27 protein-coding genes are annotated in these 26,512 nt (G+C 44.3%); 9 read left to right on the forward strand and 18 right to left on the reverse strand.

Annotated features, from left to right (window positions below; genetic code table 11):
* Position 1: 1 nt before the first annotated feature.
* Entirely contained in the window at positions 2 to 1,060 is a 1,059-nt protein-coding gene (gene bioB, locus FGL37_RS12255) for a biotin synthase BioB (protein ID WP_028070456.1), read from the reverse strand.
* A 115-nt stretch (positions 1,061 to 1,175) separates the two neighbouring features.
* On the opposite strand from bioB, the gene FGL37_RS12260 reads away from it, so the two are divergent.
* Positions 1,176 to 2,660 carry an aminotransferase-like domain-containing protein gene (locus FGL37_RS12260; RefSeq protein WP_028070455.1) on the forward strand — a complete coding sequence of 495 codons (1,485 nt, stop codon included), beginning with the start codon at positions 1,176 to 1,178 and terminating at the stop codon, positions 2,658 to 2,660.
* A gap of 291 nt (positions 2,661 to 2,951) precedes the next feature.
* Here the strand turns inward: FGL37_RS12260 and FGL37_RS12265 are convergent, their stop codons facing one another.
* The 3 genes from FGL37_RS12265 to FGL37_RS12275 all read right to left on the reverse strand — a co-directional run bounded on the left by FGL37_RS12265 (position 2,952) and on the right by FGL37_RS12275 (position 6,852).
* On the reverse strand, positions 2,952 to 4,922 hold the full coding sequence (locus FGL37_RS12265) for a DUF3858 domain-containing protein (protein WP_037533655.1): 1,971 nt from the start codon (positions 4,920 to 4,922) through the stop codon (positions 2,952 to 2,954).
* A 120-nt stretch (positions 4,923 to 5,042) separates the two neighbouring features.
* Positions 5,043 to 6,311: a carboxypeptidase-like regulatory domain-containing protein gene (locus tag FGL37_RS12270; RefSeq protein WP_028070453.1), complete on the reverse strand. Its 1,269-nt coding sequence runs from the start codon at positions 6,309 to 6,311 to the stop codon at positions 5,043 to 5,045.
* Positions 6,298 to 6,852: an RNA polymerase sigma factor gene (locus FGL37_RS12275; protein WP_028070452.1), complete on the reverse strand. Its 555-nt coding sequence runs from the start codon at positions 6,850 to 6,852 to the stop codon at positions 6,298 to 6,300. The genes FGL37_RS12270 and FGL37_RS12275 overlap by 14 nt, the downstream gene beginning before the upstream one ends.
* 104 nt (positions 6,853 to 6,956) lie before the next feature.
* Between FGL37_RS12275 and FGL37_RS12280 the strand changes: the two genes are divergently transcribed.
* Positions 6,957 to 8,807 (forward strand): vWA domain-containing protein, encoded by a 1,851-nt coding sequence (locus tag FGL37_RS12280; RefSeq protein ID WP_037533652.1) that lies wholly within the window; start codon positions 6,957 to 6,959, stop codon positions 8,805 to 8,807.
* Between the two features lie 286 nt (positions 8,808 to 9,093).
* Complete coding sequence (locus FGL37_RS12285) at positions 9,094 to 9,504, forward strand: hypothetical protein (protein WP_138096810.1); 411 nt, start codon at positions 9,094 to 9,096, stop codon at positions 9,502 to 9,504.
* A gap of 122 nt (positions 9,505 to 9,626) precedes the next feature.
* Here FGL37_RS12285 and pstB read toward each other — a convergent pair whose 3' ends face one another.
* From pstB to FGL37_RS12310, 5 genes are all read right to left on the reverse strand, one after another.
* Positions 9,627 to 10,373 (reverse strand): phosphate ABC transporter ATP-binding protein PstB, encoded by a 747-nt coding sequence (pstB, locus tag FGL37_RS12290; RefSeq protein WP_028070449.1) that lies wholly within the window; start codon positions 10,371 to 10,373, stop codon positions 9,627 to 9,629.
* Positions 10,363 to 11,187, reverse strand: a complete 825-nt coding sequence (gene pstA, locus FGL37_RS12295) for a phosphate ABC transporter permease PstA (protein ID WP_232048686.1) — start codon at positions 11,185 to 11,187, stop codon at positions 10,363 to 10,365. Before pstA ends, pstB begins: the two co-directional genes overlap by 11 nt.
* A 22-nt stretch (positions 11,188 to 11,209) precedes the next feature.
* Positions 11,210 to 12,100 (reverse strand): phosphate ABC transporter permease subunit PstC, encoded by an 891-nt coding sequence (gene pstC, locus FGL37_RS12300; RefSeq protein ID WP_028070447.1) that lies wholly within the window; start codon positions 12,098 to 12,100, stop codon positions 11,210 to 11,212.
* A gap of 6 nt (positions 12,101 to 12,106) precedes the next feature.
* Entirely contained in the window at positions 12,107 to 12,958 is an 852-nt protein-coding gene (locus FGL37_RS12305; protein WP_037533688.1) for a substrate-binding domain-containing protein, read from the reverse strand.
* Between the two features lie 157 nt (positions 12,959 to 13,115).
* Positions 13,116 to 13,769 (reverse strand): hypothetical protein, encoded by a 654-nt coding sequence (locus tag FGL37_RS12310; protein ID WP_028070445.1) that lies wholly within the window; start codon positions 13,767 to 13,769, stop codon positions 13,116 to 13,118.
* Positions 13,770 to 13,885: 116 nt separating this feature from the next.
* On the opposite strand from FGL37_RS12310, the gene FGL37_RS12315 reads away from it, so the two are divergent.
* Positions 13,886 to 15,112, forward strand: coding sequence for a hypothetical protein (locus FGL37_RS12315; RefSeq protein ID WP_028070444.1), 1,227 nt, complete (start codon positions 13,886 to 13,888; stop codon positions 15,110 to 15,112).
* 131 nt (positions 15,113 to 15,243) lie between these two features.
* Here FGL37_RS12315 and FGL37_RS12320 read toward each other — a convergent pair whose 3' ends face one another.
* From FGL37_RS12320 to FGL37_RS12330, 3 genes are all read right to left on the reverse strand, one after another.
* Positions 15,244 to 15,744 carry a hypothetical protein gene (locus FGL37_RS12320; protein ID WP_028070443.1) on the reverse strand — a complete coding sequence of 167 codons (501 nt, stop codon included), beginning with the start codon at positions 15,742 to 15,744 and terminating at the stop codon, positions 15,244 to 15,246.
* Positions 15,745 to 15,895: 151 nt separating this feature from the next.
* A complete protein-coding gene (locus FGL37_RS12325; protein ID WP_028070442.1) occupies positions 15,896 to 16,369 on the reverse strand; it encodes a helix-turn-helix domain-containing protein in 474 nt (157 codons plus the stop codon).
* Positions 16,370 to 16,744: 375 nt separating this feature from the next.
* Positions 16,745 to 16,927: a hypothetical protein gene (locus tag FGL37_RS12330; RefSeq protein WP_028070441.1), complete on the reverse strand. Its 183-nt coding sequence runs from the start codon at positions 16,925 to 16,927 to the stop codon at positions 16,745 to 16,747.
* Positions 16,928 to 17,188: 261 nt separating this feature from the next.
* Between FGL37_RS12330 and FGL37_RS12335 the strand changes: the two genes are divergently transcribed.
* Positions 17,189 to 18,073 (forward strand): sugar phosphate isomerase/epimerase family protein, encoded by an 885-nt coding sequence (locus FGL37_RS12335; protein ID WP_028070440.1) that lies wholly within the window; start codon positions 17,189 to 17,191, stop codon positions 18,071 to 18,073.
* Between the two features lie 118 nt (positions 18,074 to 18,191).
* Positions 18,192 to 19,010: a universal stress protein gene (locus tag FGL37_RS12340; protein WP_028070439.1), complete on the forward strand. Its 819-nt coding sequence runs from the start codon at positions 18,192 to 18,194 to the stop codon at positions 19,008 to 19,010.
* A 50-nt stretch (positions 19,011 to 19,060) separates the two neighbouring features.
* Here the strand turns inward: FGL37_RS12340 and FGL37_RS25385 are convergent, their stop codons facing one another.
* From FGL37_RS25385 to FGL37_RS12365, 6 genes are all read right to left on the reverse strand, one after another.
* The gene (locus FGL37_RS25385; RefSeq protein WP_160169504.1) at positions 19,061 to 19,210 is read right to left on the reverse strand and encodes a hypothetical protein; all 150 of its coding nucleotides are present in this window, start codon (positions 19,208 to 19,210) and stop codon (positions 19,061 to 19,063) included.
* A 190-nt stretch (positions 19,211 to 19,400) separates the two neighbouring features.
* On the reverse strand, positions 19,401 to 19,904 hold the full coding sequence (locus FGL37_RS12345; RefSeq protein ID WP_028070438.1) for a GNAT family N-acetyltransferase: 504 nt from the start codon (positions 19,902 to 19,904) through the stop codon (positions 19,401 to 19,403).
* A 228-nt stretch (positions 19,905 to 20,132) separates the two neighbouring features.
* Positions 20,133 to 21,284 (reverse strand): Gfo/Idh/MocA family protein, encoded by a 1,152-nt coding sequence (locus tag FGL37_RS12350; protein WP_028070437.1) that lies wholly within the window; start codon positions 21,282 to 21,284, stop codon positions 20,133 to 20,135.
* 20 nt (positions 21,285 to 21,304) lie between these two features.
* Positions 21,305 to 22,366 (reverse strand): sugar phosphate isomerase/epimerase family protein, encoded by a 1,062-nt coding sequence (locus FGL37_RS12355; protein ID WP_028070436.1) that lies wholly within the window; start codon positions 22,364 to 22,366, stop codon positions 21,305 to 21,307.
* Positions 22,367 to 22,388: 22 nt separating this feature from the next.
* Entirely contained in the window at positions 22,389 to 22,961 is a 573-nt protein-coding gene (locus FGL37_RS12360; RefSeq protein ID WP_028070435.1) for a gluconate 2-dehydrogenase subunit 3 family protein, read from the reverse strand.
* Between the two features lie 4 nt (positions 22,962 to 22,965).
* The gene (locus FGL37_RS12365) at positions 22,966 to 24,645 is read right to left on the reverse strand and encodes a GMC oxidoreductase (protein WP_028070434.1); all 1,680 of its coding nucleotides are present in this window, start codon (positions 24,643 to 24,645) and stop codon (positions 22,966 to 22,968) included.
* 233 nt (positions 24,646 to 24,878) lie between these two features.
* Between FGL37_RS12365 and FGL37_RS12370 the strand changes: the two genes are divergently transcribed.
* From FGL37_RS12370 to FGL37_RS12380, 3 genes are read left to right on the forward strand one after another with little or no spacing between them, the layout of a single operon-like run.
* Positions 24,879 to 25,367: an AraC family ligand binding domain-containing protein gene (locus FGL37_RS12370; RefSeq protein WP_160169503.1), complete on the forward strand. Its 489-nt coding sequence runs from the start codon at positions 24,879 to 24,881 to the stop codon at positions 25,365 to 25,367.
* A gap of 14 nt (positions 25,368 to 25,381) precedes the next feature.
* On the forward strand, positions 25,382 to 25,660 hold the full coding sequence (locus FGL37_RS12375) for a transposase (protein ID WP_028071709.1): 279 nt from the start codon (positions 25,382 to 25,384) through the stop codon (positions 25,658 to 25,660).
* Positions 25,657 to 26,508, forward strand: coding sequence for an IS3 family transposase (locus tag FGL37_RS12380; RefSeq protein ID WP_028071708.1), 852 nt, complete (start codon positions 25,657 to 25,659; stop codon positions 26,506 to 26,508). The genes FGL37_RS12375 and FGL37_RS12380 overlap by 4 nt, the downstream gene beginning before the upstream one ends.
* Positions 26,509 to 26,512 lie beyond the last annotated feature (4 nt).

Genomic DNA, 26,512 nt, shown 5'->3' on the forward strand with positions numbered 1-26,512 from the left:
ATCAGGAGGGCTTCCGCTTACGGGGCGGACGTGACCATTTGGGCTTTTCGCCTTGTGCCTTAAAATGAGCATCGGCCGCTGCTACTGTTTTGGGCTGGCTTCGTTTTTCAAAAGCTTGCTGCGGGATCAACCCCAGTTCGCGAAACATTTGCATGTCTTCGCTGACATCGGGATTAGGCGTAGTCAGCAATTTGTCACCAGTAAATATGGAGTTGGCACCGGCAAAGAAACACAGGGCTTGTCCTTCGCGGCTCATGCCTGTACGTCCGGCAGATAAGCGTACCTGCGTTTGTGGTAATAAAATACGCGCCGTGGCGACCATGCGTACCATTTCCCAGATGGAAACCGTTTGTTGACTCTCCATTGGTGTACCTGCTACCGGAACCAGGGCATTGATCGGTACCGACTCGGGCTGAGGGACCAGCGAAGCGAGGGTGAGCAGCATATCGGCGCGTTGGGCAACACTTTCACCCATGCCGATAATGCCCCCACTGCAGATCGTGATATTGGTTTTCCGGACATTATCGATTGTCTGCAGCCGGTCTGCATAACTTCTGGTCGTAATGATTTCCCCATAGTATTCGGCAGAAGAATCCAAATTATGATTGTACGCGTAGAGGCCAGCTTCTGAAAGTCTTTGTGCCTGATTTTCGGTGAGCATACCTAAGGTGCAGCATACTTCCATGTCCATTTGGTTGAGTGTACGTACCATCTCCAGTACCTGGTCAAATTCGGGGCCGTCCTTGACGTTGCGCCAGGCGGCGCCCATACAGATACGTGAGCTGCCGTTGGCCTTAGCCGCCAATGCCTGAGCTTTGACCTGCTCCACGCTCATGAGGGCTTGAGCTTTCACGTCGGTGTGGTACCGTGCTGCCTGTGGACAATAAGCGCAGTCTTCCGGGCAACCTCCGGTTTTTATTGAAATCAATGTGGATACTTGTATTTTATTGGGATTATGATAAGTTCGATGGACTTCCGCAGCTTCATAGAGCAATTCCATGATCGGTTTGTTGTATAGTGCGACAACCTCCTTCTGTGTCCATTTTTTTGCTTCGCTCATATTCTTGTCATTAAATTATATGCAGGCCATGGCTTCGGAGCCAGACGTAATTTGTGTGTCGGAATTGCAAAGATTGGCGTTTAAATATTAACTTTGGTAGTCCGAAATAAAGAAAATGAGTAGTCCGGTTCATGTCCATTTCCATACGATCGTCAAGATCGACCGTCGCAAGGAAGATCCCGTTTATTTGCAGATTGTATACCAGTTTATCAACGCCGTAAAGCGCCATCTGCTGGAAGATGGAGACCTGTTGCCCGGGAGCAGGAAGATAGCGTCTGATCTGCAGGTGCATCGTAAGACCGTTGTTGCGGCGATAAATGAACTGCACGAGCAGGGTTGGGTTAAGGTGCTGCCCAACATTGGTACTTTTGTGCAGAACCCCGAACAGACAGCTTCCCAAGGGGTGAAAGATGCATTCCGTCAGCCTCCGGAACGGGCTCCCTTCCATTTTCGGAAAGAACTGATTTTGGATACGCCACATCTGGAGGTTCCTGAAAACTATTATTTTACCGACGGAACCCCTGATTACCGTATCATTGAAGCCGATGAGCTGGTCCGTTTCTATGCATCGATGATAAAAAGGAAACGGAAAACCGACCAGCTGCCGGAGACAGCTGAAGGAAATCTGTTTTTCAGGGATCAGCTGAGTTATTACCTCAACCTGACCCGAGGATTTCATATTTCCAGAAACTTTCTGCTGCCGATCGTCAGCAGGGAGCAGATCTTCTCGATTTTGACGCGTCTGTTGATCCGTATGGGGGATATTGTCCTCGTAGAGGACCTGAGCTATTTTTTGCCCAACATGATCTTTAGCCAGGCCGGCGCCAGACTAAAAACAGTTCCTGTAGATGCAGAGGGGATGGACATCGACTATATTGCTGCGCATTTCAGTCCTGGAGAGATCAGGTGCGTATATGTCAATACAAAGTGTCAGTATCCGACGACAGCTGCTCTTTCGGAGAAAAGGAAAGTACAGTTACTGCAGCTCGCCGAACACTACCAGTTTATTGTAATCGAGGATGATGCTGACTTTGAAACGGCACCTATAAGGGGGAAGGCAGAATCGTTGTTCAGGAAAAACGGAGGTGCAAGGGTACTGTATATCGGCTCTTTCGGACACTTTTTTGCTCCGGGCTTCCAGATGAACTTTCTGATCGCCCCGAAAGACCTTTTGGAAGAAGGAAAAAAGTATCTGAATATTTTTGGTAAACCCAATTTCATGCTGGAAAAAACTCTGGGAGAAATTATTCATCAGGGAGATATCTTCCGTTATCAGCGGAAATTCCAGAAGATCGTCGCCGAACGGAAAGAACGTTTTGCCCAGTTGCTGCATGCGTATTTTAAGCAGGAGCTTACGTTTGAGCCACCTGTATCGGGGCTGGCCTTCTGGATCCGCTTTAACCGCTCCTTTTCACTGATGCGTCTGCAACAGCAAGCTAAAAAAAGAGGCCTTTTGCTACCCGGCGTCTGTCTCTATCAAAATAAGACAGTCACCGCCCTCAGGCTGGGATTTGCGCATTTGGATGAACAAGATATGCCAGAGGCCGTCCGCTTATTGCATGAGGCTTATGTGCATGTCATAATGGAGAGCCCTATCTAAGGGGTACTAAAGGATTTGTATTTTGACGAAAAGGAAAAACCCGGCTAAGAATAGACCGGGCTTAGAGATTATATAAGGGGAATAATACTTGCTGAATTAAAAGAAGACCTAGTCTTCCTCGATGACGATGTCATCACCATCCAGATCAAAACCTTCACCAAGAAAGGTATGCTCTAGTTCGAATAATTCTGAATCTTTAATCATATTCATTCTCTTTTTTTGATATTCAAATTTATTCCGCTTATTTAAGCTTATCATCAAGATAATATGAACTTTGTGTTAAAGTCTGCTTTAAATTTTTTTGAGGGTGATATCCAGCTTCTGCGCCTGTATGATGCGGCTGAAAAACTCTTTTAGATCGAAATATTCTTCAGGCAGAAACAATGGTTTATTGAATTGTGTCGCCGATTCAATCAGCAGTGTGTCCGGTGCTGTATCACTGACTTTAAAAATATAGCGGGCAGCACGTTCTGGTAACGCCATGCTGATGTTTTTCAGCCTTGTCTCAGGAGCGTAAACATAGCCTTTGGGCAGCTTTATTTCCATATAGTTTTCTTCATGAATCAAAGAGCCAAAATCGATAGGATAGTTTCTTTCTGTCAGATTGAAGGGATTTTTTGTGGTTTTGCTGTCGATGTAGGGGTTAAAAGCGAGCAACCCACTCTGGAGAGAGGCAAATTGTTCAATTTCTATCTCAAACTCCTCCGATAATGGTTTTTCCAGTGAGTCACGGTTGAATACTTTGAAGCTATTGATTTTTATACGGGTATTGTCCTCGTCCAATTTTTCGTAGAATTCTTCTTCTGAGTTACTGCTCTGCAGGCGCTCACGCATTTTTGAAGCTAGGTAACCGCTTCTGGAGGTTATCCATTTTCCTTTCAAAGTGCCATTTTCCAGAAGTTCGCCATAGAAAAAGCTGCTTTGGGAGGCGGGGAGTCTAGATTCTAACTTTACCCAGTCCGATTCGCCGGTCAAAGGAATACTGCGCCCCTGATAGTTGACACATTTAAAGGGCAGGTTGCCGAATGGCTCGTAAGGAGAGGTGGCATCCAGTAGATAATACTCTTCGCCGATCTTTACCTGCGCAATAACATGGTTGAACTCCGATATGGCCGGCGAGTATAGTCCGGCGTAACCGTTATCGCGGGTAGACAGAACGACGGGAATGGCTTCCAGCTGCGCATATCGTAATGCATTGACCAATCCGAGATTGATGTCCGCACTGTTGCCGCTCCTCTTTTCCAGCGCTTCCTTGATATTTTTTGCGTAGATGGAATGGCGGTTGTTCCATTTGATCTGTTTCTGAAAGTAGGCATAGAGACGGGAGGCCTTTGCAAGTTCACTATTGGCTCCCTGCAGGACAGGATCAACAAACTGCTTTAGTGCTGTCTTTCTTTTGACCTGACCACCGAAGCTTTCGTCTGCCATCAGTTTTTCTCTAACATTTTCCCAGGTGAGGGAGAAGTCTTTGGTCAGTCCAAAAGGTACACTATAACGGCCAAGTTCGAAAAAGATGATGGAACGAAAATTTTTGGAAGAGGTCATATAATCTTCCGGCTGGAAGGCTGGGATATTTTCCATGATGTAGGTTGTCTTCTCACCCAAAATGTCGCCTACATTCGTTTGAAGCCCTGTATTGTAATTTTCCGTCTTTCGATCTTTAATCGCCAAGCTGCCTTTTAAGTTCGCTTTATAATGGCAGATTTCTGGTATACGCGTCGCATACTCACTATAAATTTTGGGCAGTTCTTCCTGAAATTCCCAGGAATTAAGGTTAAAAATAAAAGGTGATTCTGTCCGATAACGGTATTCGATGATCGTTCCCTCCTGGACCCTTGGAATAGCCGCTTTTGTCACCGAAAGATTTTCAGAGGAGTTTTCGTTGAAAACATTGGATCTGGTCATCTCGGTCTCGACCACTCTATCCCCTTCGAGATGAAAGGACGCTCCCTTGATATCAACAAGAACTTCGCGTTCATTACCGCTTTTATAGAGTGGAATGCTGAAGTTTGCATGATCATACCCCTCTTTGTTCAGTATTTTGATCCGCACATGTTTGGTAAATTCGACATATAAGCCCTTTTGATTGTTATAACTCACCTGGGCGGAGCCATATTCACGGATGACAAAGGCATTGGCTGCAGTGTCCAGTTTGCTGATGTCAATAGCGAAATCCTCCTTTTTTACCTTGCCAAACGAAAAATCCTGAGCACTGGCCCAAAAACTGCTGAGAACAAGCAGACAGCTGAAGAAAACTTTCATAAAATTCACTATATGGTTAACAATTATAGTGCTAATGTATGAAATAATTTTAAATGAAAATCCCTATTTGATCTGTTATTTTTTTGGGGGCTTTAGTGTTGGAGATCGCTTTTTTAAATGTTAGTCATATTTAAACTCAAAAGTCACGGTGACATAACGGTTGTCGTCGGCCTTCCATTTCGGACCGGAAAGCAGTATTTCCGAAGCTTTGGTATTCAGGTATTCGTTGGCGCTCTGTAAAATATTGATATTGGTCGGAAACCCGTCTTTATCAATATAAAAGCTTAGACGTACTGTTCCTTCATAGCGACTACGAGCGGTTTTTTTCTTAATATAGCTATTAAATGCTTTCCAGCCCCATACAGGTTCTGCAGCTTTGGTTTTTCGTGAAGACATCGTGGTGACGACGACTTCTTCCAATGCACCGTTCGAGGGCTGTAGTTTCACGTTTAAATTTTTAGTTCGTCGCATATTGAGTGCAACCGTATTATAACCTAAGGCCATGATATCTACTAGGGAATCAATTGAACTTGGTTGTATAGTAGCCTTGCCCTGAGCATCTGTATTTGTGGCTATCTTGCTATTGGGTTGTATAATGGTTACTCCCGATATGGGTAGTCCAGTCTCTTTATCTTTGACGGTAACCTGAAAAGGCGATCCTGAGCCCTGCACCGTAGCTCCGTTTACACCCGCAACCTGACTTGCCAGAGCATTGCCATAGCCTCTGATCATTATCCGTTCGCTGTTTGTCGTTGGGCTCTTTTTTGCCTGTGCAGCATAACCGGTAATCATCGCCGTATCGGCCGGCTTCAGGCTCAGTACGGGGCGTCCTGACAGCGTATGGCTATCTCTTTTTTCGGACGGGGCGGTCGGCGAGGATCGTTTGTTGAGCGCGAGGCGCTTGTCGTCTACCTCATATTGGCGAGGAGTAGACGTTGTGTTGCTTTCTTGGGGCCGTGTAGCTTCAGTCTGTTGTGTCTTGCCGCCTGTCGGAGAGGCGGATGGCGAATCGTTTGGTATGGGGGATCCTTGCTCATGAGCAGCGGAGGAAATGTTGGCCGTCCGTTGGGAATCGGCCGGATTTTTCTTGTGTTGAACGTATAGAATACCGGCACCCAGAATAGCGACAACACTGGCGGCAACGGCTAATCGCTTCCAGTCGAACACAGTCGTCTTTTTATTTTTTTGGGAGGCAGCAGTACGTTCTAGGATACGGAGTCTAAGATCGGAGAGGTCGGGTTGTCCCGGAGCTATTTCCATACCCATAAGAATATCTGCCAGCATTGGGTCACGCTGAGCTTCGCGCTCGACAGCATACATCTCTTTTGGAGAAAGTTCGCCGTTGAGGTATTTCCTTAAGTATGCTATGTCGTAATTACTGTTGCTCATTCCATGCCTCCATGCAGTTTCTTAAATTTCGTTTCCCATTCTGGATGTAGCTTTTGACCTCATTCAAGCTATATCCTGTCGTGTCACTGATCTCTTTGTAACATTTTTCTTCGAGAAAAAAGAGCCTGACCGACTGTTGCTGCCGCTCGGGAAGCTTTTCCAGACAACTTTCCATCGCTGCCAGCTGCAACTCTTTTTCGTCCTGCTCCTCATACTGATGCAGCGCTTCGGGAAATTTCACAAACTCATCCAGAGAAATCTGGGATTTATTTTTTTGTGACCGTAAATACATTAAGCAGTGATTTTTGCTCAGTACATAAAGCCATCTCGGAAAGTCTTTGATTTCTTGTTTGTTAACTTTATATATGAGTTCTTCAAAGATATTCATCACGGCGTCCTTACTTCGTTCGGGATCCTGGAAATAACGTAAGCAAACATAATATACCATTTCGGTATGTCGCTGATAGAGCTCGCCCAATACCTGGAGATCTGCTGTTTCCTGATATTGATGCAAGAGATCCTGCTCTCGCGTTGAATCCATTTTTGACGACCTGAATGCAAACATTATTTTGTTAAAAATATTTTTTTTTTCTGGTTTATGGAAATTTAATATTTGCTGCATCCCTTGTCCAAAAACGGAATATTATGAGAACAATACTTTTTTTAATGACAGTCCTGATGTCTTTCGGGAGCTATGCGAGTCAAGGATATCGTGTAAAGGGCAGAGTAACCGATGGGCAGTCTGGACGAGGTCTGAGCGGCGCTACCGTGACGAACTTGCAGACCAAAGAAAGCAAGGTGACCGATCGTGAGGGGAATTATCAGATCCATGTGGCCACGGGTAAAGATGTTCTGGAATTTCGCGCCCTTGGCTATCTCACACGACGGGTTTCGGTAAATGGAAAATCAAAAGTAGATGCGGTTATGGCCGCTGACCTGCATACCTTGGAGGAGGTGGTAGTGTTGGGGTACGGTACGGCGGTTAAAACGAATAGTAGCCCTGTGATGGCGCTAAGCGCAAAACAGACTTACTTTGGGGGAAGTGGAATATTCATCCGTGGACAGCAGTCCTCTCAGGAGTCCTACCAAAAAATTAAAGAGAACAAATTTATCAATCCGTTGAAGGAACCGCTATCCACCTTTGCTGCTGATGTGGATGCGGCGTCTTATAGCAATGTGCGTCGGTTTATAAATTCAGGTAGTCTCCCCGAAAAGGATGCTGTGCGAGTCGAAGAAATGATCAATTATTTTCAGTATCGGGTAGCCGGACCTAAAAATGGTGAACCGGTAAACATCCTGACCGAATTGAGTAAAGCACCATGGAACAGCACCCATCAGCTGATGCGCGTAACACTTAAAGCGAAGGATATCCCAACCGATCAGCTGAAGGCTTCCAATCTGGTTTTTTTGATTGATGTGTCTGGATCCATGATGGGACCGGGGCGGTTGCCCCTGGTAAAGTCCTCACTGAAAATGCTGGTGGATCAACTGCGTGATATTGACCGGGTGGCGATCGTAACCTATGCTGGTTCGGCGGGCGTAAAGCTGGAAAGTACGGCCGGTAGTCAGAAAATGAAAATTAAAACAGCGATTGATGAACTGGAAGCCGGAGGAAGTACAGCGGGCGCGGCTGGAATTAAGAAAGCTTACGAAATAGCCAGACAAAATTTTATACAAGGGGGCAACAATAGGATTATCCTGGCCAGTGACGGGGATTTTAATGTCGGCCAGAGCAGCGATGAATCTATGGAAGAACTTATTAGCAGCGAGAGCAAGTCTGGTGTTTTTCTGACTGTGCTAGGTTATGGCATGGGGAACCTGAAAGATAGCAAAATGGAAATCCTTGCTGATAAGGGGCATGGCAACTATGCCTATATTGATAATATTTCCGAAGCACGCAAAGCGATGGTCACTGAATTTGGCGGTACACTGTTCACGGTAGCGAAGGATGTTAAAATCCAGGTCGAATTTAATCCGAGTTATGTACAGGCCTACCGTCTGGTGGGGTATGAAAACCGGTTGCTGGAAGCCGAAGATTTTAACAACGATCAAAAGATGGGTGGCGATATGGGCGTGGGGCATATGGTGACTGCCTTGTACGAGATTGTTCCTGTCGGGGTGTCTTCGGCCATAGCAGGTAACGTGGATCCGTTGAAGTACCAAGCGGAACAAAAGGCAAGTGTGGGAAAAATGAATGGTGAACTGGCGACAGTGAAGTTCCGATACAAAGAACCTGAAGGCAGCAAGAGCAAACTGCAGCAGAAGACCGTTGAGGCGAAAGCCGTTGAGATCGAAAAGGCCAGCGAAGACCTTCGATTTGCGAGTGCAGTTGCAGAATTGGGCATGCTGCTCAGGGATTCTGATTTCAAGCAAAGAGCTAGCTTTGAAAGCTTGATCGCCCGGGCTAAAGCTGCAAAAGGATCCGATGAGGAGGGTTACCGGGCCGAGTTTATACGGCTTGCTGAAAATGCCAGGGATCTGTTGAAATCGAATTAGTCGGACCTTGCACAGCTGAGCTGGTTCCCGCAATAAGTTTCCAAACGACGGTCGCCAATGATCGTCGTTTGGACGTTTAATACTTGTGTCGTGCAGGGACGGCAATAAAAATTCGCTCCTGCTCAGGATGGGATGCATTGTGCTGACCTCAATATTTGCCATTGGTCCGCTTTTTGATGGCAGGCCAGTAGGAAAATCCTAAATAAATAGATATTTTTATTGGGATAATTGCCTGTGCAGATAAGTATTGGCAAAGCCACCGGACGATGAACAAATCTTCTTTCGAATGAAAAAAATCCTTTTATACTGTTGTTTTTTTCTGGGAATAAGCACAGCCTTACAAGGGCAACATGCCGCGCTCAACAAACAGCAGACCCTAGCTTACATCAATAAGCTATACAAGCTTGCTTACCGTTATAAAGATACAAAGGTAGATACCGTGACAGTTGACGGTAAAACGTTGACTGTCTTTTTATCTACTGGCCAGCATTTTCGTAGTGATATTTCAAAATCTGAACCGCTCCTTGTTGCCCGTGTAAAGGCAGGTTATCAAATCCGTTATCGATCGGCACCTGTTACTGAGGAGATACTATGGGCCATTCAGACGGAGGATGACGCGAAGCGTTTAAAAAATGCCGTGGAACATCTGACCTTTCTATTAAAAAGGGAGAAAAAAAATGATCCTTTTGGAACCTAAGTTCTGTCATTGCCTGATAATTCTAGGGAGTTTCAAGGATGTCCGACAAGGAAGGGCCTTGTCGAACATAAGAGAAAGCAGTAGGCAGGCACATCGGAAGTGTGCTACGGATTGCTGCGGTGTTAACCAAAGTGCCCACTGATATAATTACGGGTGGTCTCGTGCTGCGGATGGTTAAAGATCTGGTCAGTATCGCCCTGTTCAATAATCTCGCCCAGGTACATAAATACGGTTTTGTCGGCGACACGCTGAGCTTGCTGCATATTATGGGTAACGATGACAATTGTGTAATCCTTTTTGAGATGGTGTATCAATTCCTCAATCTTAAGGGTACTTACAGGATCCAGTGCAGAACAAGGTTCATCCATCAGAATAATTTCGGGCCGCAGCGCTACTGTACGTGCGATGCAGAGCCTTTGTTGCTGCCCGCCCGAGAGGCGTGTGGCCGGTTTTTTCAGATCGTCTTTAACTTCTTCCCAGATATATGCTTCTTGCAAAGCCTTCTGGACGGTGGTTTTGTCTGCAGTAAGATTATTGATCTTCAATCCATAGGTAATATTTTCATAAATACTCTTGGGAAAAGGGTTTGCTTTCTGGAAGACCATGCCGACACGCTTTCGAAGGTCCGTTACTTCGATCTCTTTTCGATAGATGTCTTGTCCATCCAGTTTGATACGGCCCTCGATTTTGGCTTCTGGATATAGATCATGCATGCGGTTGAAGCTTCGTAACAGCGTACTTTTGCCACAACCTGAAGGGCCGATCAATGCGGTAACCTTATTTTCCTCAAATTCGATATTAATATCTTTTAACACCTGTTTGTTCCCAAACCAAAGGTTGAGATGTTCAGCGACCAATTTACTTTTCATTATTTCTAAACTTATACCGAATATAGAAAGCTGTTAAATTCATGAGGAAGACGACGATAATAAGGACCAATGCCGTTCCATAGGCTATTGGTCTGACCTCCTCGATCGACTGATGCTGCGTAGACAGCATATATAGGTGATAGGGGAGTGCCATAAATTCCTGACTGAGACTGCCAAAGGAATTGGTGATATAAAATGCGGCTCCAGTAAATAATATTGGGGCGGTTTCGCCGGCAGCCCTGGAAAGTGTCAGTACTATCCCCGTCAGGATACCGGGCAGTGCGGCGGGGAGCACCACATCTTTAATCGACTCAAACTTCGTCGCGCCCACAGCCAATGCCGCTTCTCGCATACTTCGGGGGATACGAAGCAGGGCTTCTTCGGTTGTGGTAATAATATATGGCAGTGATAGCAGGCCGAGCGTCAGTCCTGCAGCTAAAATAGAAGTCCCTAGGCTGAGCGCCTGAACAAATAAGGCCAGACCAAACAGTCCATATATGATTGAAGGGACGCCTGAAAGGTTGCGGATGGAAGCTCGTATGGTACGCGTGAGCCATGTATTCTCTGCATATTCGTTCAGATAAATCGCACAGCAAACTCCGAAAGGGATAGAAAATAGTGCAGTGATCAGGGTTAAAAATACCGTTCCGATCATCGGTGTGAGTATACCGCCCTGGGTCATGCCGTTGGTCGGCAGTTTAGTGACAAAATCCCAGGAGAGTATGGCCGAGCCTTTGCTGAAAATGTCATATAAAATGACGCATAGGAAGAAGCAAACCAGTCCGGTGGATAGCAGGAGTGTACTCCACTCCATGATAAAACCTATTTTTCTGAATTTATGCCGCATGATATTTCCTAAAACGGTTGATAAAATACTCGCCAATCAGATTGGCTACCAAGGTCATAAAAAAAAGGACAATGGCAATGGCAAACAGGGCATAGTAATGTGTGGTCTGGTAGGGTACCTCACCCATTTCTATTGCAATGGTCGCTGTTATGGTTTTGACGGAGTCGAAGAAGCCCTTTGGAAAAACTGCAGCATTGCCTGTGGCCATTAATACGGTCATCGTCTCACCTATTGCTCTGCCCAGCCCCAGCATGATTGCTGCGATAATCCCCGGTGCGGCGGCTGGAATGGTAATCTTGCGAAGTGTCTGCCACCGGGAAGCTCCAAGACCGTAACTAGCCTCGCGGTATGTCTGTGGCACAGCATGGATGGCATCTTCTGAGATGGTGATAATGGTGGGAAGTGCCATGATCGCCAATAAGATGGCTCCGTTGAGTGCGTTCAGACCGTTGGGTAAATTGTTGAAATCCGCAATCCCAGGTCCGACAAGTACGATTCCTAGAAAGCCAATCACTACAGAGGGAATGGCAGCAAGCATCTCGATGGCGGGTTTTAAAATATTTTTTAGCTTTGGAGTGGCATATTCGGAAATAAATGCAGCGGTTCCCACTCCCAGTGGAACGGCCAGCAACATGGCTCCGAAAGACACAATCGAGGTGCTGACAATTAAAGGTAAAATCCCATAGACGGGTTCAGCTGCTGTTGGATTCCACTGGCTTCCAGTAATAAAATCCAATGGTGACACATCCAGAAAGAAGGCTATAGCATTATAGAGCAGCATAAAGAAAATACCGCCCAATAACAGGAGTACCAAGTAACCGGTGGACTTGAATACGATTCTGGCGATCTTGTCGATGGCTATTCTTTTTTTGTACTGCATGGTAACTTATTGTATAAGGTAATACCCCGAATTTTCGATGATCTGAGTTCCTTCTCCCTGTGTTTCAAACTGAATGAAATGCTGTACTTTAGCCCAGGATTTTTCGGGAATAAACTGATAAAGTGGCCGCTGAAAGAAATAGACTCTGTTTTTAATGGCGGCGGGATCCAGTGGCGACACAGCTGGCTGTGCTGCATCATGTTTGATTTTTAGTACTTTAATACCTTGATTGTCCTGTATCTTTTTTGAAATATACCCAGCTCCTACATAGCCGATGCCTGACTTGTCAATCTTGATAGCTTCGAGAATCTGTGCGTTTCCGGTCATCTCCTTAGCCCTTTGACTATAAGCGATCTTTAATTTTTTGCGGATAAACGAGTAGGTTCCTGAACTGCTTTGCCGACCATAGATGGTGATCGGCATGGCTGATCCCGAAATGGACTCCCAGTTTTCCTCTGCTCCGCTCATGATTTTGGCTAAGGTATGGATGTCGATTTCGTCTATGGGATTGTCGCTATGTACGACAAATGCGGTGGCATCTTCAGCAAATACTACGGTTTTTAGGTAGATATTTTTCTTTTTGAATAAAGACTGCTCTTCTTCCGTCAGCGGGCGAGAGGAGTTGGCGATATCGGCCTGCCCATTCAGCAAAGAAGTAATCCCCAGTCCTGATCCGCCTCCAGAGATGGCCATGCTGAAAGTAGGGTCGGTTTTATTGTATGCCTCGGCCAGATTGACAGCGAGATTTACTTCAGTATCCGATCCTTTCATTTTGATCGTATGATCGTTATTGCCGCAGCAACAGAACAAAACAGCGGAGCATAAAGCTATAGTCGGAACAAAACGATTAGAAGCCATGTTATTCATTCTTACTAAGTTAAACACGGAAAGAATGATTTTGTGTTAAGCTGATATTATCTTATTGTGAATTAACATTTAAGCGGATATGCTTTTTTTCCTGCTCGAGGCTTTCAAAATTTTGTGGGCGCTGTATGCCTTATATATTGTGGGAGGCTTAATGTTTAATCACAACAAGGCCGGAAAAATCACCGTCAGAACCATTTCCAGTCCAAAATCCAACCTTGCCTTTTCCGTTTGACATAAGCGATTTTACGCTGAGAATTGGCTGGGGATATGAATTGATAAATACTGCTATCGTTTGCTGGCCAATTATTAATTTGACATGAAACCATTCGTTGGGATCTACCGTGGAAGGTACAGATGCCTCATATTTTTGGGGATAAGTTTCCCTGAGGTAGGGCCAGTCGTTATCGGGGAGGGCAATATATTGTACTGCATGCATTTTTCTGATGGGGTCTTTCGATCTAAAGTTAAATGGACGGAAATATATTGCTTGATAAGTATTGTCGTCCAGGCCATGAAATGCTACCCCCACGAAGCTCTGTTGTACTATATCCTTTCCCTTGACATCGAATTCTATTATTCCGTTTTCGAAAGTAAGACCCTTGATCCAGGCTATTCCCGCGTCGGGTTTGCCTTTGATCCGAATGATCGGGTTACCCCGATACTGTTCGTGGAGAATTTCGAAAGCCCGGTTGTATGGTTTAATCTGTTTGGGGGCTAAAGCGGGTGTTATGGTGTCCTGACCAAATACCAATAATGTAGGGAGGAAAAAGAGTATGCTGCTAATGATTTTAGTGCTATTCATAAATTATGATATTATTATTTCGATTGATAAAGAATCTGATCCGAAAATATTATGTTTGAAACGGATGATATGTTCAGCACCTGTTCAAATAAGTTCAAATTTTATTCAAGTTTTAAATGTTTGATAGACAAGATGATATAACCGTGATCAAAAAGCTGATTGAAAACAAACTCCATTGGGGAGATAGTGATCAATGGCAGGCAAGAGATTTTGAAAATTTAAGTGAGCAGATTTTTAATGAGACAAAGACTGTGTTGAGTCCCAGTACATTAAAAAGGATATGGGGAAAAGTGCATTACAAAAGCTCTCCGAACCTAAGTACTCTCGATACTTTGGCGAAGTTTATCGGATATAGCAGCTGGCGTTCATTCTGCGGTTCCAATTCTGGAATGCAACAAACTTCTGAACCGCGCCTAAAAGTGAATAAAAAGCTGATATACATCCTTGTCAGTTTGTTGCTGATAACAGCGTTATCCGCAGGAAGCGTTATATACCTATCTTTTTCCAAAAGGTTGTCTTTCGAAACGATTGCCTTCAGTAGTAAAACCATCGCTGTGGGCGTACCCAATACGGTCATCTTTAAGTACGATGCTATCCGATCCAATGCTGATTCTGTTTTTATTCAGCAGAGCTGGGACCCCAAACGTCGGGCACGAGTAGACAAGGGAGGACATGAATACGGAAGTATTTACTATATGCCGGGGTATTATCGTGCAAAACTAATACTGAATGATTCTATAGTGAAGGAACATGATGTCTTTATAGAGTCGAATGGTTGGTTGGGAGTATTGATGAAACAGCCTATTCCCACTTATTTGCCGTCGGGTTTACTACATCGGGGCGACATGATCGGAGTGGGGCCCGACGATTTAAAGCTGGATACAGCAGATCTCAGTCTCAATATACCGGAATTTGTTTTGACCAATGTCAGTAAGCAACTCATGATAAACAGCGAAAACTTCCGGTATGAAATGGATATTCAGCATACGTTAAATCATTCAAACGCTCCATGTAAGCAAACCCGTGTCATGATTCTTGGGACTGAAGGAGTAATTAGTATCCCTTTAGCCCTTGCAGGTTGTGTTGAGAATCTCAAATTGAGAATCGGCGAACAATTATTTGAAGGGCATTCACATGATTTATCGAAATTTGGGGTGGATTTTTCCAATGTGGTTAACCTCCGTTGTCTTGTCCATGCGAGAAGGATTGAAATCCAATTTGATCATCAAACGGTCTATTCGGGTCCCTTTATAAGGGGAATAGGTAAAATCGTTGGAACAAGAATTGTTTTTGATGGAACGGGGAAAGTAAGTAATTTTAGCTTGGGACAAAATATGGGATAGTCTGTCGTGCGGTATAATTGGCACTGACGTTTATAGCGTCTAGATTCTTCAGCGTTCCGTCTGTGCAAAAAAAAACAGGTCCGTAAGGGCCTGTGGTACCTATTTTTGTATAGGTTCTGTCCGCTGTTTAACTAGATGCAAAGCAGGAGTAAGATGAAAATAGGTAAGAAGGCAATCATTGAATAGAGAAGTACGGCACGCCGCTGGAGGTAAAGGCAGATTGAAAGCAACATTTCGCTGTTGTCCATGCTTTCTATCGTGCCGCTATCGCCTAACACACCTGGTTTTACTTCGATAACCTGACCATTCGCATCTTCTATTTTCCAGCTCGACATCCATATACCTTTCGCACTCCAAAAATATTTTTTACCGATTAAGCTAATCGTAGCATTGCCTGTCCAAGGACTGTATTCAATATCAGCCACCAAGTAACCATGCTTATCTCGGATTTCGGTGTAAGGGTTGAAGAATCCCTTATTTTTGAAGTTATACTGATTGGACTGTATCGTAGCTCGTGCATCCAAATTCCAGTTACTTGATTCGAGTGAGCCGATAACATTCTCGTTGGCATACAATTTAAATTTAGTTCCCAATAGGTTAGTTTTCCAGTTGTAAATAGATTTCGTTTTCATAACTGTTTATATGTTGATTTTCTGGATTAGTATAAGTAAGGTAGCCGTTGTTACAGTTTATACAAAAATAATTCAGATTACCGGCACGGTGAACAATGCGTTCTACTCGAAGGACACTTCAGCCGTCTGGGAGGGGATCGTGTTTTGAGGGTTAGGTTCTTTTTCTATAAAATTTAAAGTTACCTCGTTGTTCTGATTCGAGTGCGCCCTTTTCGCAATAAGCGGTAAGCTGAACGGAGAACTTATTGCTGTGAACACTGTCTATATCCAGTTCTTTCAATACCTCAGAAACCCGTTTGGGCTTATCGAAAAAGTCGGAATCATAGATGAGTTTGTCTAACTTTTTGTTGATGGTAATGCGCTCCTGAACATCGGGCGGCAATGAATAGGGGGCTCCGAACTTAATATCTTCCTGAAAAAATGTCTTGGGTTGAATCTGAAGGCTGCTACATAAAAGGAGAAAATTGCTCAACGTGAGGTCTTTGCCCCTTTCTATCCCATTTAGAGTACCTACTGAAATACCGGTCAGATTGGAAACATCCCGTATAGAATAATAGAGTTCATTGCGTCTGGCGCGAAATCGCAGACCAATTGACGCTAGTTTTTGTTTGTCGTTGTCCGTCATACAACGAATTGAGTGACAATTTGCGCAAAAATATGTCTATAATTTTGTTTTAAAAATTGCTTATATGAGAATTTATTTTTATTTTCGGGTGAGATGTCAGTAAACCCGTTTATCGAGTTGTTGACAATATCTAGCGTATTATGCACTTTGTAATTTCAACCCTATATCACCTGTCCGATAGGTTTGTTATTGGACCATCATGAAAAACATATAGACAGCCAACTGCGCAGCCCGCATACCCGCAAAAGAAGTCGTGTCAGCGGGCTGCACTAGGCACCCGGCCAAACTGTCTATTCCTGGATGGTCAGACAAACTTGGACTGGCGCACCAGACATAGGTCTACTACAATATGGCTGCAATATGCATTTTAATACGTTAATGATCGCTCATGAAATAATAAATCAAGTAAAATACAATCAGTACACAAACAGCTATAATGATTGTACGCTTAATATTGCGTCCTGCTGGAGCATCATCTTTTTCTTCTGTCGCCACCTCAGGTAATTTCTCATCCTGCTTCTCGTGGCTATATTCGGGATTTTTAAATTGTTCTTCCATTTTTCTTAGTGTTGTTCGTTGACAATAGAACAGTTTTGTTTATGAAATCGTTTACAAACTGGGGAATTGCTGTGTAATAATGTATCGGTTGGTCCGTTTAAAACTTGGAATGTGAATAAATAAAATGGCAAAGCATTGTGTTTTTTCCAGTATTTGTATACATTGCACTTCACATAAACACGAACAAACCTAAACAGCCCGTAAACGTATGTTTACCATCGCTTTCGTGTTGGATAGGTCTTTACTGAAAAATAAAAACATATGAAGAGGAGAACCCTTATTGGTACATTGCTGGCCGGCTGTATGCTTTTGGCTGTCAATCCAACTTTTGCACAGAAGGCAGCAAAAAAGGAAATTGGTCTACAGTTGTATTCTGTACGTGAGGAGATTGCAAAAAATCCTAATTTTGATCAGATTTTGCAAAAGATAGCAGCGCTTGGTTATACCGGTGTGGAAGCTGCTGGCTATAAAGATGGGAAGCTGTATAATTTAAGTCCGGAAGAATTTAAAGCTAAAGTTGAAAAAGCGGGGATGAAGGTCTTGTCTTCACATGCAACGAAAACATTATCAGCACAGGAGCTGGCTTCAGGTGATTTTTCAGAATCTCTAAAATGGTGGGACGAGTGTATCGCCACCCACAAAGCTGCTGGTATGAAATATATCGTGACGCCATGGATGGAGGTACCCAAAACACTTAAGGATCTGGAGACCCAGTGCCGTTATCTGGATGCGGTAGGCGCAAAGTGCCGTGAGCAGGGAATTTTATATGGCTATCACAATCACGCGCATGAGTTCAAGAAAGTAGAAGACCAAGTCATGTACGATTACATGCTGGAACATACCAACCCAGAAAATGTATTTTTTGAGATGGATGTATATTGGGCTGTGATTGGTGATGTTAGTCCGGTTGACTACTTCAATAAATACTCAGGAAGATTTAGAGCTTTGCATATTAAAGATCATCGTGAGATCGGTCAGAGCGGTATGGTAGGATTTGATGCTATTTTTAACAACGTGCAGACTGCTGGACTAAAGTATCTTTTCGTTGAGCTGGAAGAAACAAACAACGACATTTACACGGGCCTGGAACAAAGTATTGATTACTTGAAAAAAGCACCTTTTGTAAAAAACAGTTATTCAAAATAAATCGGGAATCGGGAGAAAATTGACGATGCTGAGACAATTGTCCAGTTATAAATTTATTATTTTTCGTTAACTTGAATGGTGTAAAGAGAGATTTTTAAATCGTATAATTTCACACCAGATGAAACGGATAATTGTTGCTACAGATTATGCTGCAGAGGCTGAACATGCCTTGAATTTTATATTGGAGGTCTTTGATGGGAAGGAATATGAGCTCGTCTTATTTTCGCTTCAGAACCCTTCCATTCATGCCATGAACGCACGTCTTTCTCCCGACACCTTGTTCAAGATGTTTGAACATCAGAATAAAATCTTACAGCGCAAAGCAGAAGCAGTGACGGCGCAGCATGGAATTACCACTATTCCGTATTTAGCGACGGGATTGTTTTATGACCAGATTACCAAGTGTATTCAGGAAACAAACGCTGATTTGTTGGTCATGGGAATGGCCAAACGCTCATTTGACCAGGATATGCTGGGCAATACGACTACCGCTGCAATCAGTAAACTGAAGATTCCGATTCTTTCGGTGCCGCTGGGGGCTGAATTTACCGGATTAAAACATATCCTCTTCGCCTGTGATATCGTGCGTGGTGTACAGAAAGAAATCCTCGAAAAAGTGAAGAACTTTGCTGCAGAGTTTGACGCCACATTGGAGGTTCTCAATATCCGCAAGACCGTTGAGCAATTAAATGAAGAAAAAGGTAAGGAAACCCGTGAAGCAATCAATAACGTCATGGGTATAGTCAGCTATTATTATAAAAATGTTACCTCCAATGAAGTCGTTAAAGCTATTCGCGATGAAGTTAAAGTAAGTCATACCGACCTGCTGGTGATGATTCCTTATAAATACGGTTTCTGGAGCTCCCTCACCCACCGCAGCAAAACACGGATGATGGCGTCTGGCCTTGATGTGCCGTTACTCACCATATCCATATAGGGACTGTTTCGTAATACGGGGTAGACAGCAGCCTCTTGTGACGTGTCTATTTAATTGACCGGCATATCGAATGTCCTATACGTGATTTGCATTTTGTCCAATTTATTGTTGTTAAAATACAACCGTACATCTGTATTCTTAGGATTTCCCTGCTCTGTATCTTCATTAAAGGAAAATGCCCATTCTGTGTATTTTTCCATGATAGGATCATACAATTTGTGCAGCGGTTTATCCGATAGGCTGAAGCTAAACGAAGCGAAATCTTGTGACTGATAGAGTTGCTTTATTTTCGTATAGGTGGTGGCGGCATTATCCCCGATCCGGACACCAAGAAGACAAATTTTGCCGTAGATTTTGTTGATGTTCAGCGTTGGGACCGAGCTCTACTTGTCAATTCACCCGTTTGCCTAGAATCTTCAAACTCCGTTCCTGCTCATCCAAGATAGCAATATTGGGAAGGTGAGCCCATTCCTGAAATCCCATTTTCTTAAACAGTGCGATACTGGGTACATTGTGCGCAAAGATAAACCCCAAAAGGGTGTGGACTCCGAAGGCCGGTGCACGGTCAATACAGTGTTGGAGTATTTGGCGGCCCAATCCTTTACCGCGATAGTGTTCGTCGATATAGATACTGATTTCTACAGTTGCATCGTACGCAGGACGGCCGTAAAAAGACTGAAAACTAGCCCATCCAAGGATATGACCAGTTTCGTCCTCAACCATCCAGAGAGGGCGCTTTGAAGGGTTGTGGTCGTCAAACCATTTTTGTCTGCTAGCCACAGAAACTGGACTTGTATCCGCGGTGACCATTCTCGATGCAATAGTCGTATTGTAAATAGCGACAATACGGGGTAAATCTTCTTGTAATGCGTCACGAAATATTAGTGAACTCATGTATGTATTCTGGAATTATGTTCAAAAATATCAGTTTTTGGGCGATAGTTGGCATGGTCTGCAAAAGTTTTTCACATTTGCAAATTGTCGTAATAGTCCATTCGACAGCCCTGAAATGCATCGTACAAGTATGGGCTCTTTTCTTTCGATCGATAGAAGGCCGTTATATTAAGCTATTACGAGCCAGGAGTAGCCTTACTATCGATCGTATCTATTGGCGTCAGTGATTTACATCATCGTCCATTTCTGATCGGATTGTCCTGAAGCGATTACGGTTTCGATAAATTTCATGCCGCGCATTCCATCATTTACGGTAGGAAAATCCAATATAGCTTCAGATGGTTGAACACCATTTAATTTCGCCCGTATTGTCGATGCAAAATTTTTGTAGATATTAGCAAACGCTTCTATATAGCCTTCTGGATGTCCGGCCGGCAAGCGGGTATTGTGCTGAGCCATGGGGCAGAGGTAGGACTGGCCTGCACGGTATGTTTGTGCTGGTTCATTTAGCCATTTCAGTAGGAGCGTATTCGGATCCTGCTGGTTCCATTCCAATCCGGCTTTTTCGCCATAGACCCTTATTTTTAACGCATTTTCTTCGCCTGCGGCTACCTGCGAAGCTGACAGTACGCCTGTCGCACCATTTTCAAATCCCAGCAGAACATTGCCGTCATCTTCTAGCCGTCTTCCTTCCACGACGATACGGAGATCGGCACATACCTTTGTGATTTTTATACCTGAGATATACTCAGCCAAGTGGGCTGCATGGGTGCCGATGTCACCCATGCAGCTACTGAGGCCGCCTCTTTCGGGGTCTGTTCTCCAGGCGGCAAGAGCAGATTTTTCTTCGATTAGGGTACTGAGCCAGCCCTGCGGATATTCGACCATGATTTTACGGATATGGCCCAGTTTGCCGTCTTGGACCAGTTGGCGTGCCTGTTTTACCATAGGATATGCCGAGTAAGTATAGGTAACGCCCAGAAGTAAGCCAGTCTCGTTGACTTTTTTTTGCAATAATTCGGCTTCTTTTAGTGAAAACGTCATAGGTTTTTCCAGTATAACGTGGAATCCATGTTCCAGGGCAAGCATTGCCGGCTCAAAATGAGCTACATTTGGCGTCACAATACTCACAAAATGCATTCGTTCGTCAGCTGGCAACTCACTTTCATGTACCATCATTTCCTGAAAATTTGAATAGATCCTATGCGGTGGAAGCGAAAGGAGTTCTCCAGATTCTTTCGCTTTGACCGGATCAGAACTCAAAGCACCGCAGCATAGTTCGATCTGCCCGTCCATACTTGCGGCCATGCGATGTACAGCGCCAATAAATGCATTCTTACCTCCACCCACCATTCCCATTCGAAGTTTTCTAATTTCCATAATAGCTGTGTTTAAAACTGTTATTCTTCTGCTATTCCTATCAATTTTTTGTTTAGCTCACTGTCGCCATCGGATCCGGCAAAATTGTCGAATGCCCGGTCGCCTACCCGGATAATGTAGTCCTTTATATAGGCGGCCCCTTCCCGAGCTCCGTCTTCGGAGTTCTTAAAAGCACATTCCCACTCCAGCACTGCCCAACCCTGAAAGTTGTATTGGGTCAATTTGGTAAAAATAGCTTTGAAATTTACCTGCCCATCACCTATAGAACGAAAACGCCCTGCTCGGGCCTGCCAATCCTGATATCCTCCATATACACCCTGACGGCCAGATGGATTAAATTCGGCGTCTTTCACATGGAACATTTTAATCCGTTCGTGGTATAGATCTATAAACTGCAGATAATCGAGACATTGCAGAACAAAATGTGAAGGATCATACAGAATATTTGCGCGCTTATGAAAGTTCACTTTTTCCAGGAATAGCTCGAAAGTAACTCCATCGTGTAGATCCTCTCCGGGATGAAGTTCATAGCAGAGGTCCACGTCATACTCTTCGCAGGCATCCAATATAGGCAGCCAGCGCTTGGCGAGCTCACCAAATCCCGTTTGGGTCAGATTTTGTGGACGTTGTGGCCAAGGATATACATAAGGCCATAGAAAAGCACCGCTAAACGTTGCCAAGGCCTTTAACCCTAGATTATGGCTGGCTTTGATCGCGTAGTGCAGTTGCTGTACAGCCCATTGTTGACGTTCTTTAGGTTTGCCATGAAGTTCCTGTGGTGCGAAGCCGTCAAATAAACTGTCAAAAGAAGGATTGACAGCGATCAGTTGTCCCTGTAAATGGGTTGATAATTCGGTAATCTCCAGGCCATGGGAGCGTACGGTGTCCTGAAGCCGCTGTACGTATTCCAGATCTTCGGCAGCTTTTTGAAGGTTTATCAATCTGCTGTCCCAAGTGGGAATCTGAATTCCTTTGTAACCGATGGAAGCAGCCCATTCACATATACTTTCCAAGGTATTAAACGGTGCTTCCGTACCTACAAATTGTGCTAAAAAAATAGCTGGTCCTTTAATTGTTGTCATTGGTTTTCGTTTTTATTGATGTTTAAGCCCATGCGCGATCGCCTTTTTTATAAGGCACATCCCCTTCATATCGGCCAGGTGCCTGGTTGTACCGCAATGCTTGTTTGGCGCCAATTTCGGAGGAGAAATAACCCAATAGTGTCAATTGTTTAAACATCGTGTAATAATGATTGGGCAATTCTTGCTTTTGGGACATATATTCTTTTGCCTCTTGATCGATGGAAGTCAATAATGCGAGCCTTTGCTCAGGTGTTGCCTTCACGAACGGGAAATTGTGCATTTTTTTACACGCGGTATCTAACTTGTCTATCCCCTCGAGGAAGACCTCCTGATCGGCCACTTCGTAGCAGTCGCGGACGATGACCGTCATAAAGGCGCCGACTTTGGCTGCTTTAGCTCCCGGACTTTTTTGCGTCGTCGGAAGTATAGTATCTGCTACTTCATCCAGAAATGCCAGCTGTTCGGGAGTAAAGGTGAGTTGTTCCTTTAGCTTCCGTTCTCTGCCGCCGCTACAACCCGTCAAAAAAGCGTGGCCTCCAATCACTGCTCCGCCAGTGAGTAGGGTTATCATTTTTAAAAGTGTTCTTCTTTCCATTGACCTAGATATTATTTTTCTTGAGCTCATTGACGGCGTGATCTACAGCTCTCGCTGTCAGTGCCATATAAGTTAACGACGGATTTTGGCAACCCGAAGAGGTCATACAGGCACCGTCGGTGACAAATACATTGGGGCAGTCCCATACTTGATTCCATTTGTTGAGCACCGACGTTTTGGGGTCCAATCCCATTCTTGCAGTTCCCATTTCATGAATACCATGTCCCATGGCATGTCCGCTGTCCCAGGTCTTAACGTTTTTTATCCCTGCGACGGTAAGCATGGCTTTCATTTCTTCCTGCATATCTTTCCGCATATTCAGCTCATTCTCCTTAAGCTCTGCATCCATTGCTAATACAGGTAATCCCCATTTGTCTTTTCGGTCTTTATCCAATGAGATTTTATTCTCATGGTAGGGGAGTATTTCTCCAAAAGCTGTCGCTCCGATGGTCCACTGTCCGGGCTCTGTAAGGGCATCTTTAAAATCGCCACCAATATTTAGTTCGGCAATATCTCTACGCCAGCCTTCGCGGTTAGCTGATCCCTGGTACCCAAAGCCACGTAGATAGTCTCTTTTGTCGTCGCCAATATTGACAAATCGAGGAATATAAAATCCGTTCGCTCTTTTGCCAAATATGTACCTATCTTCATAACCCTCCACGTCGCCAGAAGCACCGATGTTGTAATGATGGTCCATCACATTATGCCCAAGCTCGCCGCTGCTACTGCCCAAACCTTCCGGCCAGATGTCCGTTGCTGAATTAAACAGAATCCAGGTGCTGTTGAGCGAAGAGGCACATAGGAAAACTACTTTGCTCTTAAATATATAAGTTTGATTGGTCTCGGTGTCGAGGATCTCGACACCACTCGATTTTTTGGTGTTTTTGTCATAGAGCACCTGGGTGACCAACGAATAAGGTCGAATAGTCAAGTTACCGGTTTTCATTGCAGCAGGCAAGGTGGAGGATTGGGTGCTAAAATAGCCCCCAAAAGGGCAACCTTCCCAGCATCGGTTTCTAAATTGACATTTGGACCGTCCTGGAATCAGTGCTGTTAAATTCGCTGTTCTTCCAATGATCAGACGCCGCTGCTCCCCGTATACGTGTTTTATTCGTTTGGCTACCTCTTTTTCTACACAATTTAACTCCATGGGGGGTAAGAAGTGTCCGTCTGGAAGATGCGCAATATTTTCGATTGACCCACTGATTCCTGCAAACTTTTCTACATAATCATACCAGGGGGCAACGTCATTATAGCCAATAGGCCAAGGAACAGCTATTCCATCCCGTTCATTGGCTTCAAAGTCCATCTGGCTGAACCGGTAGGACTGCCGTCCCCATAAGGTCGAGCGTCCCCCCATACGGTAGCTGCGCCACCAGGTGAAGGGCTTCAGTTCGGTATAAGGACAGTCCTCTTCATTTACCCAGCCATCCATGACGGCTTCTGACGCAGCCCAGCCACGATGAATGACTGGATATTTTCTTTTTTGTTCGACTGTTGTATATCCGCGGTGCGGCAAATCCCATGGTTCTCGTAGGGCGGATTTATAATCTTTGATATGCTCGTAAGGACCACCACGTTCCAGCATCAAGACTTTTAAGCCCTTCTCACAAAGCTCTTTTGCTGCCCATCCGCCGCTGATCCCAGAGCCCACCACAATGGCATCATACGTGTTTGTTTCCATACCTGGTCATTATTGAAATTGTATCCATAATTTAGTTTTAGGTTTATCGCACCCAATGCTCCCTGGGTAGCGTTTAAACGAGGTTCCCTTTATCGTAGCTTAAATTTACAGCATAGTTATAGGTCTATTCAACTGCTATTTGAGTAAAAAAATATGCTATCTTGTCGTTTGTTGCGTTTATTGTTGTATATTATGTGTTTAGATAGCAGATGTCTGCTGCAACTTTTTTTGAGATGAAAACGCTAATTCAGAAAATACATGTCGAAGAACATTGTTCATTTGCCTGCCGGAGGTATAGTACGCCCAATTTTGAAACGGCGTGGCATAGGCATCCGGAGTGTGAATTGATCGTCATGACAGAGGGGAATGGTACTGCGCTCATTGGCGACTATATCGGAGATTACCAGAAAGGAGACGTATTTTTTCTTGGTTCGAATCTGCCACATTGGTTCCGGAAATCTAGACATGACGCCGTTGGAAGCGCTATTGTTGTTCATTTTTTAAAAGATTTCTGGGGCGCAGATTTATTGGCTTTGCCGGAGATGCATACAATAGCCACATTGGTCAAAAACGACAATGTGGGGATTAGACTTCATGGACAGCTAGCACAGGAAATCAGCCGATTGGTTAGACGAATAGAAAATGCCGAAGGTGTCGCTCGCCTCATGCAATTGCTAAAGTATAGTACTCCCCAAAAACTGGACAACTGCGTAAATGTTTAAATTAGCAGTTGAAAATGAAAAAGGAACGTAGAAAATTCAGTTCAGGCTTTAAGACGAAGGTAGCCATAGAAGCCATTAAAGAGCAACAGAGCATCCAGGAACTGGCGGCGAAATATGAGTTACATCCCACGCAGATCAACAGCTGGAAACGTGAATTTCTGGCCAATGCCGAACAGGTGTTCGCCAGTGAAAAGAGAGAAGAGAAAGATGATTCGAAAGAGAAAGAACTCTATTCCAAGATCGGTGAGTTACAGATCCAGGTGGATTTCTTAAAAAAAGTATTGGGGAAATGAGCATGGAAGCGAAACGCAAACTGGTTTCCCCGTCCGAAAAAAAGATCAGCGTTTCGGAGCAGTGCAAACTTATCGGCCTTCCGCGCAGTAATTATTACTACAGACCCAAAGGGGAATCGCTGTTCAACCAGAGAATAATGAGGCTGATAGATCGGAAATTCCTTGACTGTCCCTTCTATGGAGTGGAACGGATGACATCCTACCTGAAATATGACTTGGGTCATCCAGTGGGGGAAAAGCGGGTAAGACGTCTTTACCACATGATGAACCTGAGAGCTATCTGTCCGAAAAAGAACCTGAGCAAGGCAAATAAAGCGGATTACAAATATCCCTATCTGCTCAGGGGACTGAAAATCGAACGTGCAAATCAGGTATGGCAGGCCGATATCACCTATATCCCCATGTTCCGTGGCTTTATGTACCTGTTTGCCATTATTGATGTGTACAGCAGGAAGATTGTTGGCTGGTCTGTGGGCAATACCATGAACGTGGAATGGTGCAGGGATGTGTTATTGGAAGCCATAGGGACTTATGGTGTGCCTGAAATATTCAATACCGATCAGGGCTCTCAATTCACTTCTCCCGTATTCACCAAAGCGCTAAAGGATCATCATATCGAGATCTCAATGGATGGTAAGGGCCGTGCACTGGATAACATATTTATTGAAAGGTTCTGGGGATCAATCAAAAGGGAGAAAATCTATATCAATCCCCCTAATGGAGGGGTTGATCTCTACCGACAGGTCAGAGATTATATCGCCTTTTATAATTCTGAGCGACGGCACAAATCTATCGGTAGGGTTACACCTGATGAAAAATATGCAGATAAAGTGAAAAATGTATCTTAATTTA

The organism is Sphingobacterium thalpophilum (assembly GCF_901482695.1).
GTDB classification, from domain to species: domain Bacteria; phylum Bacteroidota; class Bacteroidia; order Sphingobacteriales; family Sphingobacteriaceae; genus Sphingobacterium; species Sphingobacterium thalpophilum.